The organism is Salmonella sp. 741265073_HBA, assembly GCF_046569105.1.
Lineage (GTDB): Bacteria > Pseudomonadota > Gammaproteobacteria > Enterobacterales > Enterobacteriaceae > Salmonella > Salmonella enterica.
In genome coordinates, this window is record NZ_JBKFRY010000003.1 from 453575 (window position 1) to 466706 (window position 13132).

Genomic DNA, 13132 nt, shown 5'->3' on the forward strand with positions numbered 1-13132 from the left:
GGCGCGCCCTGCGGCAGCGCCATGCTTCCCGTATTACACATTTTTTGCTTTTATCTATGCGAACCAGACGAAAGGGATCGGCGGGTTCGCAAATTAATCGATAACCGACAGCACACGTCGATCAAAAGGTTTCCCAGTTCGCATCATCCCCGGCGGCTAATGGCCGCGGCGTATTGCCGGACTGAGCGTCCGCTGACAAACGCATCTCAGGCTTATTTACCGCCAGCGGTCGCGATGCCAGGCGGAAAGCCGATACCGCCTGGGTCAGACGGCTGGCCTGCTCTTCCAGCGCGGCGGCGGCCGCTGCGGACTCCTGAACCAGCGAGGCGTTCTGTTGCGTTACGCGATCCATTTCGGAAACGGCCAAAGCGACCTGATCGATACCCCGGCTTTGCTCATCCGAAGCGGAGGCGATTTCGCCCATGATATCCGTGACGCGCGTAACGGCATTGACGATGTCAGTCATGGTTTCTCCGGCGCTTTCCACCAACACTGAACCGGTATCGACACGCGAGACGGAATCTTCAATCAACGCTTTTATTTCTTTCGCCGCCTGGGCGCTGCGGCTGGCCAGATTACGCACCTCGCCTGCCACGACCGCAAAACCGCGCCCCTGCTCTCCCGCGCGCGCCGCTTCTACCGCCGCGTTCAGCGCCAGAATGTTAGTCTGGAAAGCAATACCGTCGATAACGCTGATAATGTCAGCGATTTTTTTCGAACTGTCGGCAATTTCGTGCATGGTGTTTACCACGCCGTCGACCACTTTGCCGCCATGACGCGCGGTCTCGGAGGCGCTTTGCGCCAGTTGCGAAGCCTGACGGGCGTTATCGGCGTTTTGCTTCACGGTGGCCGTCAGTTGTTCCATGCTGGCAGCCGTCTCCTCCAGAGCGGAGGCCTGCTGTTCGGTACGGGAAGAGAGGTCGGTATTACCGGCGGCAATTTCACTGGTGCCGGAATAAATCGCATCCGAACCTTCGCGAACCTGCGTCACGGTGTCAATCAGCGAGCGTTGCATATGTTCAACCGTTCCCGCCAGTTCGCCAATTTCATTACGCCCTGAGACGGTGAGCGTTTTCGTCAGGTCGCCGCTGGCAATTTCACGGATATGAGTAATCACTCGCGCTAATGGGTTAAGCAGGGCATGACGAATGCCGAACCAAACCACCATCAAAATCAGCACCAGCACGACCGCAAGAACCCCCAGTTGCCATTGCGCAAAACGGTAGTCATGAGCGCTTTGATCAAATGTCTGGCGGTACAGGTTTTCGCTCACCCGGGCGTAATTGCCCAGCGCCTCGCCCAACGCGTTTTGCATTCCCTGGGTTGGCTGGGCGAAGTAGGCATCCATATTGCCATTGTCCAGAAACTGAATAAGTTCGGTTAATGCGGCCTGATAGCGCTGATATTTTTCATCGACGTTCGCGCTGGCCTCCGCCATCGCTGGCAATGGCGTCATGTTTTTGAAATTGGCGTAGTGCGCCGCCGCCTGTACGAGGGTCGTTTTTGCATTCTGGAGTAAATCCGTTTTGGCGCTGCTCTGCTGGTTAGAAGCGTCCATCATCATGCGTGCGGCGGAGCGGCTCAGGTTAATGCGCGTTTGCAGCATTAAGTCCCATGTCGACGTGAGTTCGCTTTGTTGCTGGCGTAATTCGTTAGAAATAACAAAACCTTGCTGGTTATGCTGTAATGAAGAAAACAGCAAACCACCGGAAACAAGCTGTAGCAGTGCGAAAACCCCCAGCACCATCATCAGCATTGTGACAACGCGGATACGGTTAAACATAAGGCACCTTCCTGATAACGAGTTATCAACGTTATCGGCACCTGCGGTGATAACTTTACTTTTGCAAAAAGGAAATACGCTGTTCCGGAAGACGACATTGACAATAACAGTGACGCAGCGGCGATGTCGGCGCAAAATGCAGGGGCTGGGCGCGGGCGATGAAGAGGCACTCTCACCGCTGGCGGAAGCATAACGGTGAATATTGCCGGATGGCGCGACGCCATCCGGCAACGTTATTACGCGACGTGTGATGCTGCGATATCCAGCAGCGCCATCTCTTCGCTGTTAAGCAGTTTTTCGATATTCACCAGAATCAGCATACGCTCGCCGAGCGCGCCCAATCCCGTCAAATATTCTGTTGACAAGGTCACGGCAAATTCTGGCGCCGGACGGATTTGTTCCGCCGTTAACGACAGTACGTCAGACACGCCGTCTACCACTATCCCGACGACGCGTTGCCCCAGATTCAGTACGATCACTACCGTATTGTCATCGTACTCTACGTCGCCTTCGCAGAATTTCACGCGCAGATCGACAATGGGGACAATCACGCCGCGCAGGTTAGTCACCCCTTTTATAAAGGCCGGAGTATTGGCGATGCGCGTCACCTGGTCATAGCCACGGATCTCCTGCACTTTCAGGATATCGATGCCGTACTCTTCATTTCCCAGTGTAAACACCAGGAATTCCTGACCTGACGGCTCGCCGGCCAGTTTGCTTACATTACTCATACCGGTCATATTATTCCCTTCTCACTCAATCAGGCGGCTGTGATCGCCATACGTTGTTCGCGGTTTAAACCCTGCAATGCGGAAACATCAACAATCAGCGCGACGCTGCCGTCGCCCAGGATCGTCGCGGCGGAAATCCCCGGTACCTTGCGATAATTGCTTTCCAGATTTTTGACCACCACCTGGTGCTGACCGATGAGCTGATCGACCAGCAGCGCGTAACGGCGTCCCGCGCTTTGCAGGATCACAACAATGCCCTGCGTGGCTTCGGTTTTCGCCCCGTCCACGTCAAACACTTTCCACAATTCGACCAGCGGCAAATACTCGCCGCGAACTTCCAGAACCCGTTCGCCGCCCGCCAGCGGATGAAGATCCTCTTCACGCGGTTGCAGCGACTCCATCACCGCATTCAACGGCAGGATAAAAACTTCCCCCGCCACGCGAACCGACATCCCATCGAGGATGGCCAGCGTCAGCGGCAGCAGAATACGAATCGTGGTGCCGGAGCCTTGTTTTGACTGGATCTCAACGTGACCGCCCATCTCCTGAATGTTACGTTTCACCACATCCATGCCAACGCCGCGACCGGAGACATCCGTGACCTGTTCCGCAGTTGAGAATCCCGGCGCGAAGATCAACATGCCTACTTCATCGTCGGTCATGTTTTCATTCACCGCCATCCCCTGCGACATGGCCTTCGCCAGGATACGCTCACGGTTAAGCCCCGCGCCGTCATCGGTCACTTCAATACAAATATTCCCGCCCTGATGTTCTGCGGAAAGAATCAGATTGCCGACAACATTTTTCCCCGCCTCAAGGCGTTTTTCCGGCATTTCAATCCCGTGGTCGAGACTGTTGCGCACCAGGTGCGTCAGCGGGTCGATAATGCGTTCGATCAGGCTTTTATCAAGTTCAGTGGAGCTCCCCACCAGCGTCAGCTCTACCTGCTTGCCCAGTTTGCCCGCTAAATCGCGTACCAGACGCGGGAAACGGCTGAAGACGTACTCCATAGGCATCATGCGAATCGACATCACCGACTCTTGTAAGTCGCGGGCGTTACGTTGTAACTGCCCCATACTGGTAATGAGATCGCCGTGGTTTACCGGGTCCAGCTCGTTAGAACGCTGGGCCAACATTGACTGGGTAATCACTAACTCGCCGACCAGGTTTATGAGCTGATCCACTTTCTCTACCGCCACGCGAATGCTGGTGGACTCGCGTTCACGCGCAGGTTTTTCACGCCCCGCATGATGTTCATGGGCCGCGCTTTTGGCGGCTGGCGCAACGACTGCCGGAGGCGCTACCGGCGCTACCTCGGTTTTCTCTTGCGCTTTTTCCACGGGCGCGGCGACCACTTTTTCAAAAGCGATCTGATCGGCCTCGATGACAAAACAGAGCACCGCGACAATGTCATCTTCCGCGACGCTGCCATCCAGAGTTGCCGACAGTGAATCCGTTCCCTTAACGACATCCGTCAGAGTAGCCAGATTGCCCAACTCTTCTTCAAGCAGATCGACCTCATTGGCTTTCAACCGTGAAAGTACAATGCGCAGTTTACTCTCGTCACGAGGCGATTCGGTTTCGGCTACGCTCTCTTCCTGGATCGCCGCGCTTAGTGCCGCGGTTTCTACGACCGCCGGCGTGGTTTCGCCTTTCGCCTCCAGCGCCAACTGGCGTAGCGCATTGCAGATATATTCGAAGCTTGCGGCATCCGGCTCTTCGGAGTTTTTATAGGCGTCGAGCTGTTCCTGCATAATATCTTTCGTTTCCAAAAACAGGTTGATAATGTCGGTATTGAGCTGCATTTCACCGCGTCGGGCTTCATCCAGCAGGTTTTCCATTAAATGTGTGGTTTCCTGCAGAATAGTGAAGCCGAATGTGCCCGCGCCGCCTTTAATGGAGTGCGCCGCGCGAAAAATGGCGTTCAGTTGTTCAGCGTCCGGGGATTCCGGCACCAAATCCAGCAGATGCTGCTCCATATCAGCCAACAGCTCGTCAGCTTCATCAAAAAATGTCTGATAAAAATCGCTAATATCCATGCTCACGCTATCACCTCGGTTCCGCTTTTGGCGATGTGGGTACGCTTGCCGGCGGGGCTGCCGCAGGCTGTTGTAATACACTTACCGGCTCATTCTGGCTTTCAGCGTTTTCATGCAAAATGGCCTGTTCCGCCTGTTTGTTTAACACCAGCAGGCTTATACGGCGGTTGATGGCGTCATCAGGACCGCGATCGCTCAGCCGCATCGTGGCGGCCATGCCAACCACCCGTAATACTTTTCCGTTATCCAGCCCGCCAGCGACCAGTTCGCGACGCGAGGCATTGGCGCGATCGGCGGATAACTCCCAGTTGCTATAGCCTTTTTCGCCGTTCGCGTAGGGAAAGTCATCGGTATGGCCGGCCAGGCTAATGCGATTAGGTATACCGTTTAACACTGGCGCAATCGCACGCAGGATATCGCGCATATACGGCTCAACTTCGGCGCTGCCGGTTTTAAACATCGGGCGGTTCTGGCTGTCGATAATCTGGATGCGCAACCCCTCCTGAACCAAATCAATTTTCAGATGCGGACGTAACGCGCGCAGTTTGGGATCGGATTCGATCAGTTGATCCAGATCGCCGCGCAGTTTGTTTAAGCGACTCTGCTCCATCCGTTTTTTCAGCTCGTCGATATTCGGCTGCTTTTCCACTTCACCCTGCTGTTGGGTGTAATCATCGCCGCCGCCTGGTATCGGGCTCTCGCTATTGGCAATCCGATTTCCCCCCGTTACCGCGGTGGCCAACGGCGTACGAAAATATTCGGCAATCTGAATTAATTCTTTAGGGCTGGAGATGGAAATCAGCCACATCACCAGAAAAAAAGCCATCATCGCCGTCATAAAATCGGCGTAGGCAATTTTCCAGGAACCGTGCGCCCCGCCGCCGTGCGGTTTGTGCCTGCGGCGTTTTACGACGACAATGGGATGAGCCTGATTTTTCATGCTTCCTCAGTTGTCTGCTGCTGGTTTGGGTTTCTCACTGCGCGAACGTGTTCTTCCAACTCAATAAACGATGGACGCTCACTGGAATAAAGCGTTTTACGACCAAATTCCACGGCAATCGGCGGCGCATAGCCGTTCAGATTAGACAGCAGTGTAATTTTTACGCACTGCATCATTTTGGTGGTTTCGGCGCTCTTCTGGCGCAAAACGGTCGCTAACGGTGAAATGAATCCATAAGCCAGTAAAATACCGAGGAACGTACCTACCATGGCATGGGCAATCAGCGCCCCCAACTCCGCTGCCGGACGATCGGCTGAAGCCAGAGCGTGAACCACCCCCATTACCGCCGCGACGATACCAAAGGCAGGCAGCGAATCCCCCACCATCGCCAGACTGTTGGCCGGGACTTCCGCCTCGCTTTCATGGGTTTCAATCTCTTCATCCATCAACGCTTCAATTTCGAACGTATTCATGTTGCCGCTGATGATCAGGCGCAGATAATCGACAATAAAATCAAGCATTACCGCATCGGCCAGAATACGCGGATAACTGGCGAAGATTTCACTCTCTTTCGGATTTTCAATATCGCGTTCAAGGGAGAACATCCCCTGCTGGCGTGATTTGGCCATCAGGCGATAGAGCAACGCCAGCAAATCCATGTACATAGATTTCGTGTATTTCGAACGACGAAATAACAACGGGATCGCTTTCATCGTGCCTTTGATGGCCTTCCCGTTGTTGCCGACAATGAACGCCCCTATCCCCGCGCCGCCAATGATGACCAGTTCAGCAGGTTGATAGAGTGCCCCAAGGTGTCCGCCGGTCATGACATAACCGCCGAAAACTGTACCGATAACCACCAGGTAACCTAATAAGATAAGCACGACATCATCCTTCCGCTGTTGACTATGACAGGATGCGCAGTCGGGCGATTAACGCGAAGGCAAGGCAAAAAAAAGCAGCGGTAATGACTTACCGCTGCTGGAGTGTTTGTCCACACCGTTTCGGTTAAACAGCCTGTTCGATCTGTTCATCCAGCAGTTGTGGAATAATATCGGCAGCATCTCGGGAAAGTTTACGTCTTTTTACTGCGCGGGATGGCGGCTGGCATAAACTACACGCAAAGCTGCCCACGGGCTGATGCGCATGGGTAATAAAGTTCCCACCGCAGCAGTTACAACTCGACAATTCAAGCAACCCACTTTCAACAAAACGCACCAGCGTCCATGCGCGAGTCAGCGCCAACAACGGCCCTTCAGGCGGTTGCGGACACTGCTCAAGATAAAGCCGATAAGCTTTAATCACCGCATCCACACCGCTGCATAAGCCGGTCTTCAGTAAAAATTGCCAGGCGTTGCAGAACATGGAGGCATGAATATTTTGCTCCCAGGTCATAAACCAGTCTGTCGAAAATGGCAGCATCCCTTTAGGCGGCGGGCTACCGCGTAATTCTTTGTACAGTCTGATGAGGCGACCACGGCTGAGCTGTGTTTCGCTTTCCAGCATTTGTAGACGAGCGCCAAGATTAATCAACTCCATCGCCAACTGGATATCGCGAGCTTCTTGAACAATGCTTTTTTCACTCATTATCATGCCCTTTTCTTACGCGCCGTATCGTCCACTTCATTGAGCAGACGCGTTGAAAGCATGATACCTGTGTGAATCTGCTGTAAATCATCGACGCGCGAATCCTGAGTCAAACGGGTGATCGTCTGATGATCGTCAAACCGGAAATGACAAACTAACTGGTTCGTCTCCGCCAGTTTGACCATCTGCGGCAAGGTCAACGCGCCCAGTGTGTTTGCCATCTCTTCGTTGATACCGAGGCGGAACATCGCAGATGCTTTGTCCTGGACGATCAAACGCTGTGCAAGGAGTAAATATGACAAATTGATGTCATAAATGTGTTTTAGCAACTCGGATGTATGCATTGTTCCCATCCAGAATAACCAACTTTATTTTTGTGCGACGTAGCCGCACCCCGTGATGTCGCCGGGAAGGCCCGGTAAAAGAAGCAAAAAGGTCAAATGCATAGCAGCGCTCAGACATTGTGGACATTGTGACGTATAACGCAGCTTCCCACTGAGATTCGCCTTACACGTTTACATCAATTTTTACAAATGCCTAAGATTTTTCCTAATTCGACGCAACTCTACTCGTCAGCTTCGTGACATACAACGGAGCGGGACGGCGATTTTAGAAAATATGTGATGTAGATCACATAATTTAACAGAATACTTACTATAAAACCATCAGCATGGCTTTTACTTTGTTTAATTAATAACCTAATGTTCACTTTTTCTATTCCACACTGCTGAATAGGGGTACGTCAACACCAAATTCTTTTTTGTTTCTCTCTGTTAAAATAACGCCAGGATAATAGATAACAGGCTATTATTTCTATTTTAGAAACGATTCTATTTTACCTTTATTAAACAGTGGCTTAAATATTAAACGTTATTAATTAATCTCGTCACAGCATACGCCCTCCTCTGTTAAAAATAAGCTCATTTGATTTAACTTTTAGCTTTCCTTGTTCACCCGTTTAAATAAAACATCCTGGTGGTGTGTAAAAAGTGTCTTATGCCACGATTCTTTACATAAGAATAATTAATGATTAATTATGATGTCCTTCACATTAATGTGGCATTAGCGCATTGCAGAAATGCGATAAACAGAGTAAAGCTAAAGCACAATCTCATATTCTTGCAATCAAGGAGCGAGTTATGAGCTACACCCATATTCTTGTCGCCGTTGCCGTCACCCCGGAAAGTCACCAGCTACTGGCGAAAGCGGTCTCTATCGCCCGCCCTGTTCAGGCGAAAGTAAGCCTGATTACTCTCGCTTCCGATCCCGAACTGTATAACCAGTTCGCCGCGCCCATGATGGAGGATTTACGCGCGGTTATGCATGAGGAAACCGAGAATTTTCTTAAGATGCTGGGGGAAAAGGCGGATTATCCGATTGAACAAACTTTCATCGCATCAGGTGAGTTAAGCCAGCATATTTTGGCTGCGTGCCGCAAACACCATGTTGATCTGGTCATTTGCGGCAACCATAACCACAGTTTCTTTTCGCGCGCGTCCTGCTCGGCAAAAAGTGTCGTCAGCGCCAGCCAGGTAGATGTGTTGCTGGTGCCGTTAGCGGGCGACTAGTCGCCGCTCGCAATATTTCAGGCCAGCTTAGGGAACGTCGCCACGTTGTTCTGCTGCTGACGCTCAGGGCTACGCGGCGTGACCTCCTTTAGGTCATGAATAAAACGCTCCTGCCAGCGGTTAATGTCATTTTTAACGATCACGTCCAGCATTTCCGCATGGCGCGAAATACGCTCGGCAAGGGGCATCGTTAACGCACGATTGAGCGCCGCCGCCACGTCATCCCGATCGTAAGGATTGACGATTAACGCCGACGTCAGTTCATTCGCCGCGCCGGCAAACTGTGACAGTACCAGTACGCCAGGATTAGCGGGGTCCTGCGCGGCGACAAACTCTTTCGCCACCAGGTTCATCCCGTCACGCAACGGGGTGACGAGCCCGACGTCTGAATAACGGAATATCTTCATTAACAGTTTACGGTCAAAATGCTGATTCAGATAATAGAGCGGCGTCCAGCCCAATTGTCCATATTTCCCATTAATCCGGCCTGCTTCCGTCTCAAGCTGGTGGCGAATATCCTGATATGCCTGTACTTCGCCGCGTGACGTAGGCGCAATTTGGGTATAACGAATTTTTCCCCGATGCTGCGGGTAGTTTTCCAGTAGCGCTTCATACGCCAGAAAGCGTTCCGGCAGCCCTTTCGAATAATCCAGCCGCTCAACGGAAAAAATATTCTTCACATTTTTCAGTTCCGCCTTGAGCTGCGCCAGTTTAGGCGGCAACGGCCCGGCTGCCTGCAGAGCAATCTCATCGGGCTCAATACCGATAGGATACACTTCTGTCTGGAAGTCTTTACCCCACGCGATATGCTGCTTGCCGCTGCGAGTCGTGACTCGCGTTTGACTCGAAAGGCTATCCAGAAAAGCCAGGCGATCATTTTCTGTCTGGAACCCGAGCAGATCAAAGTCACACAACTGCTCCAGCAGTTCATCATGCGGCGGTAAAGCGTTAAAAATCTCCGGGGTCGGGAATGGAATATGCAGGAAAAAACCAATTCGGTTGTTCACGCCGCGTTTACGCAGCTCGCTGGCGAACGGTAACAGGTGGTAGTCATGCACCCAAATGATGTCGTTCTCTTTAATAAGGGGCAATAACTTATCCGCTAATAACGCATTCACCCGCATATAGCCTTCCCATGCAGGACGCTGAAACTGTACCAGGTCCAGACGATAATGGAACGCAGGCCAGAGAACCGCATTGGAAAATTGACAGTAATAATCTTCGTAATCTTGTTCACTCAGGTTAAACGATGCCCAGGTAATATTACCTTTTGTCACCTTTTTTAATGGCTCATCCTCGTTACCTGTCTCGCCACTCCAGCCGAACCACAACCCGCCAGCCGCTTTTAGCGCGCCAAGCACGCCAACGGCGAGGCCGCCGGCGCCGCCTTTATTATCCGGGGGGGCAATTCGATTAGATACTACGACTAAACGACTCATAGCCATCTCTCCTGTTATTCATTACTTGTTGTTCTTGTTGTGGATAATTGATTTGCTCCAGCCAGCGCCAGACATCGGGTACGCTTTCCAGCCGCCATGCCGCCTGGGTTGCCCCGACGCCCACTTTTACGGAAATTCCGCCAGCGTGATTCACCACGCCAAAGCCAGCCTCATCGGTCAAATCGTCGCCCACAAAAACGGGAATCCGTCCCGCAAAGGGCGCCTCCTGCATAAAGGCGGCAATGGCTTCGCCTTTATTGGTTCCCTTAGGTTTGATTTCCACAACACATTTACCGGGCTGCAACGCCAGTTGCGGCCAGTGCTGCGTAACGTGTTGCGCAAGCGCCAATAGCGCCGCTTCATGTTCCGGAGCCTGACGGTAGTGCAGCGCAAACGCCATCCCCTTCGTCTCCAGCTCCGTTCCGGGCAGCGCTACAAGCGTCGAACGTAATAACGCCTCCACCTCACGGACTACCGCTTCAGGAAGGCGCACGATATGGGTTTTACCATTGATGTCACGACGCTCTGCACCGTGAACGCCAGCGAGCGGAAAGCGAAAAGGCTTCGCCAAAGCATCCAGCTCAGTCATTGAACGCCCTGAAATCAATGCCAGTGCCCCTGCGTTGTGCGCCGCGAGACGGTCTAACAACTGAAGGATTTTATGCGGTACCACTACCTGATCGGGATGAGGCTTTATCTCTGCCAATGTGCCATCAAGGTCAAAAAAATACGCATAGTTCGCAGTGAGTTCGGGGGATACGGTTAACGGTTCTGCCACCCTGGTCTCCTCCTTATCATCATATTGAGACTCACAAACGGTCTCATTAGTCATGTAAGTATAGACAGTGTGACGCTGCTCGCCATTTAGAAAGACCATCGCCAGCCGGGGTAGCGGCTGGCGATGACGTGAAGCTATACTGTTTAGTTGAGTGTTAATTCATCAAATCGTACGCTTCGCTTTTTGCTTATAATGGTCGAAGATAACTGCTGTCAGAAGGATTCAGCCGCGAACCACATACTGTGCAAAAGGTGAAATGTTGAACAGGTTCATCGCGTTCTCCACCGTTCCTGATATCAGTACGCTCGCCACCACATATGAGACTTTTCCGAGGCCGCCTTTCAGGAATCCCCCCCTAAGACACACGCAGAAATAACGATTAACTCATAACCCAGGGAAGTCATTGACCAGCTTTAGCATTTTTTATGTAGGGTAAAGTCAAACGATTCTTGTTAGAGAAGACGTAAAACGGTGCACTATCTTTCATTCATTAGATAAATGCTGATGGCAGGAATAGTTTTAGCGAAAAATGACATAACCCAGAGCGAATTCATCAGCCAAAAGGCAGGAAAGCCAGCACATTAATCCATAACATCAGCCAGCTAATCCTTACGGCCCTGGGTGAATAACGATTACCAGGGATAATAGATATGTTCAGCCTGTTCGCGAACCGGCACATCGTCTCCCAGCAGTCTGGCGGAAAGGGTTAGCGCGAAATCAAAGACATGACCCAAGCCTTTGCCGCTAATTAAATTACCATCTTCAACAACGGGCGCATCCACATAGACACCTTCCGGAACCGCTTTCCACAGGTCGCCGGAACAGACATAACGACGCCCCTTCAGCAATCCGTGAGCACCCAGCACCCTTGCCGCCGCGGAACAGATAGGACAAATTAATTTGCCTGCCGCATCATGACGCGCAACGAAAGCGATCACCGCCGGATTAGCCGCCAGATTAGCGCTCCCCTGCGGACCGCCCGGCAGCACTACCCCATCGAAAAGCGCCTGCTGGCGTTCACTCAGCGTGCTGTCCGCAACCATAGGAATATCATGGTAACTCACCACCGCCCGTGATTCAGCACACGCCAGCGTTTCGACGTCGATATGCAAACGTCGCAGAATATCAAGAGTAACAATGGCCTCTGCTTCTTCAAATCCTGGTGCCAACAGCACCGCGACCTTTTTCATTGACTGCTCCTTGTTAACGAGTCACCCATCAAAACTGCGCTCAACCGAATAACGTGCTCGTATGATTAATGACATTAAAAATGATCTACCGCAAAATCGGCTAGTTTATAAAAACAGGCATATTTGCTCTCAACCGTTTATGCGTGTGATATCCAGACTGACTAATGTTTATTTTATTGAAATTACCATACTTGAAAGGCTTACCCCATGATCTGAAACAATGTTTCATAAATTACAAATATATATAATATCATTTAACTTTCAAATGGTTGTAACTGCTCCGCACCAAAAATCATTACACCTGAAAAAATCACACCGCTGAAAATGTAAAAAAAGATAAACAATTGCATTTAAGGATTTTCTTATTTTTATTGACGCGCTATTCTCATTACCGATCGATAAACAGGAAATGAGATCGCATAAGGGACTGGCGGAACGGAGTTCTTCTGCTAAGAGTATTTATTGTGCATAGAGGTAAGAATGTGACAACGGCCCGTTGCATTCTCGTCTGTCATGCACATCAACACTTTCTGGAAATAAGGATATTGTTATGGCAGCTGTAGGAATGGTTCAAAAGCTCAACACGCCAATGAACCTTGAGTTTTACGCATCAAATCTTTACCTCCATCTAAGCGAATGGTGTTCTGAACACAGTTTAACAGGCACCGCCACCTTTCTTCGTACCCAGGCGCAAGGCAACGTGACGCAAATGATGCGCATGTTTAATTTTATGAAAAACGCCGGCGCCACCCCTATCGTTAAAGCCATTGACGTTCCGGGTGAAGAGCTCTGCTCTCTGGAAGAATTATTCCAGAAAACCCTGGAGGATTATCAGCAACGCGCCAGCACGCTGTCGCGTCTGGCAGATGAAGCGAAAGCGCTGAATGATGCCTCAACGCTCGATTTTCTCCATACCCTGGAAAAAGAGCAGCAGCAGGATGGCGTACTTTTACAAACTATTCTCGAAGAAGTTCGCAGCGCTAAACGAGCAGGGCTATGCCTGGCGCAAACCGATCAGCATCTCCTTAACGTCGTGACCTATCAGCATCACTGATAGCGGCACCCCGAGCGACAATA

13 protein-coding genes and 1 pseudogene are annotated in these 13132 nt (G+C 51.3%); 3 read left to right on the top strand and 11 right to left on the bottom strand.

Annotated elements, in window-relative coordinates; translation table 11 throughout:
• Positions 1–121 precede the first annotated feature (121 nt).
• The 7 genes from tar to flhD all read right to left on the bottom strand — a co-directional run bounded on the left by tar (position 122) and on the right by flhD (position 7424).
• A complete protein-coding gene (gene tar / locus ACLD3P_RS07150; protein ID WP_131046109.1) occupies positions 122–1783 on the bottom strand; it encodes a methyl-accepting chemotaxis protein II in 1662 nt (553 codons plus the stop codon).
• A 236-nt stretch (positions 1784–2019) separates the two neighbouring features.
• Positions 2020–2523 (bottom strand): chemotaxis protein CheW, encoded by a 504-nt coding sequence (cheW, locus tag ACLD3P_RS07155; RefSeq protein ID WP_000147295.1) that lies wholly within the window; start codon positions 2521–2523, stop codon positions 2020–2022.
• Between the two features lie 20 nt (positions 2524–2543).
• On the bottom strand, positions 2544–4559 hold the full coding sequence (cheA, locus tag ACLD3P_RS07160) for a chemotaxis protein CheA (protein ID WP_023137485.1): 2016 nt from the start codon (positions 4557–4559) through the stop codon (positions 2544–2546).
• A 4-nt stretch (positions 4560–4563) separates the two neighbouring features.
• Positions 4564–5493: a flagellar motor protein MotB gene (gene motB, locus ACLD3P_RS07165; RefSeq protein WP_000795653.1), complete on the bottom strand. Its 930-nt coding sequence runs from the start codon at positions 5491–5493 to the stop codon at positions 4564–4566.
• Positions 5490–6377, bottom strand: a complete 888-nt coding sequence (gene motA / locus ACLD3P_RS07170) for a flagellar motor stator protein MotA (RefSeq protein WP_000906312.1) — start codon at positions 6375–6377, stop codon at positions 5490–5492. Before motA ends, motB begins: the two co-directional genes overlap by 4 nt.
• A gap of 124 nt (positions 6378–6501) precedes the next feature.
• Complete coding sequence (flhC, locus tag ACLD3P_RS07175; RefSeq protein WP_000605987.1) at positions 6502–7086, bottom strand: flagellar transcriptional regulator FlhC; 585 nt, start codon at positions 7084–7086, stop codon at positions 6502–6504.
• Positions 7083–7424: a flagellar transcriptional regulator FlhD gene (gene flhD / locus ACLD3P_RS07180; protein WP_001518146.1), complete on the bottom strand. Its 342-nt coding sequence runs from the start codon at positions 7422–7424 to the stop codon at positions 7083–7085. The genes flhC and flhD overlap by 4 nt, the downstream gene beginning before the upstream one ends.
• 682 nt (positions 7425–8106) lie before the next feature.
• Here flhD and ACLD3P_RS07185 point away from each other — a divergent pair.
• Both ACLD3P_RS07185 and uspC read left to right on the top strand, forming a co-directional pair.
• Positions 8107–8223, top strand: a complete 117-nt coding sequence (locus ACLD3P_RS07185; RefSeq protein WP_001617301.1) for a hypothetical protein — start codon at positions 8107–8109, stop codon at positions 8221–8223.
• The gene (gene uspC, locus ACLD3P_RS07190) at positions 8220–8648 is read left to right on the top strand and encodes a universal stress protein UspC (RefSeq protein WP_411006454.1); all 429 of its coding nucleotides are present in this window, start codon (positions 8220–8222) and stop codon (positions 8646–8648) included. The genes ACLD3P_RS07185 and uspC overlap by 4 nt, the downstream gene beginning before the upstream one ends.
• Positions 8649–8665: 17 nt before the next feature.
• Here uspC and otsA read toward each other — a convergent pair whose 3' ends face one another.
• From otsA to ACLD3P_RS07210, 4 genes and pseudogenes are all read right to left on the bottom strand, one after another.
• Positions 8666–10087, bottom strand: a complete 1422-nt coding sequence (otsA, locus tag ACLD3P_RS07195; RefSeq protein WP_000089042.1) for an alpha,alpha-trehalose-phosphate synthase — start codon at positions 10085–10087, stop codon at positions 8666–8668.
• Positions 10062–10865: a trehalose-phosphatase gene (otsB, locus tag ACLD3P_RS07200; protein ID WP_000840114.1), complete on the bottom strand. Its 804-nt coding sequence runs from the start codon at positions 10863–10865 to the stop codon at positions 10062–10064. The genes otsA and otsB overlap by 26 nt, the downstream gene beginning before the upstream one ends.
• Before the next feature lie 222 nt (positions 10866–11087).
• A pseudogene (gene araH, locus ACLD3P_RS07205) lies at positions 11088–11269 on the bottom strand (L-arabinose ABC transporter permease AraH); the annotation flags it as partial.
• A 228-nt stretch (positions 11270–11497) separates the two neighbouring features.
• Positions 11498–12055, bottom strand: coding sequence for a DJ-1/PfpI family protein (locus ACLD3P_RS07210; protein ID WP_131046111.1), 558 nt, complete (start codon positions 12053–12055; stop codon positions 11498–11500).
• Positions 12056–12605: 550 nt separating this feature from the next.
• Here ACLD3P_RS07210 and ACLD3P_RS07215 point away from each other — a divergent pair.
• The gene (locus ACLD3P_RS07215; protein WP_000741707.1) at positions 12606–13109 is read left to right on the top strand and encodes a non-heme ferritin-like protein; all 504 of its coding nucleotides are present in this window, start codon (positions 12606–12608) and stop codon (positions 13107–13109) included.
• Positions 13110–13132: the final 23 nt, after the last annotated feature.

Coding starts and splice junctions, on each gene's coding strand:
- ACLD3P_RS07215 (WP_000741707.1), top strand. CDS start 12,606: ATGGCAGCTGTAGGAATGGTTCAAAAGCTCAACACGCCAATGAACCTT.
- ACLD3P_RS07210 (WP_131046111.1), bottom strand. CDS start 12,055: ATGAAAAAGGTCGCGGTGCTGTTGGCACCAGGATTTGAAGAAGCAGAG.
- flhD (WP_001518146.1), bottom strand. CDS start 7,424: ATGCATACATCCGAGTTGCTAAAACACATTTATGACATCAATTTGTCA.
- uspC (WP_411006454.1), top strand. CDS start 8,220: ATGAGCTACACCCATATTCTTGTCGCCGTTGCCGTCACCCCGGAAAGT.
- tar (WP_131046109.1), bottom strand. CDS start 1,783: ATGTTTAACCGTATCCGCGTTGTCACAATGCTGATGATGGTGCTGGGG.
- otsA (WP_000089042.1), bottom strand. CDS start 10,087: ATGAGTCGTTTAGTCGTAGTATCTAATCGAATTGCCCCCCCGGATAAT.
- motB (WP_000795653.1), bottom strand. CDS start 5,493: ATGAAAAATCAGGCTCATCCCATTGTCGTCGTAAAACGCCGCAGGCAC.
- flhC (WP_000605987.1), bottom strand. CDS start 7,086: ATGATAATGAGTGAAAAAAGCATTGTTCAAGAAGCTCGCGATATCCAG.
- ACLD3P_RS07185 (WP_001617301.1), top strand. CDS start 8,107: ATGATTAATTATGATGTCCTTCACATTAATGTGGCATTAGCGCATTGC.
- cheW (WP_000147295.1), bottom strand. CDS start 2,523: ATGACCGGTATGAGTAATGTAAGCAAACTGGCCGGCGAGCCGTCAGGT.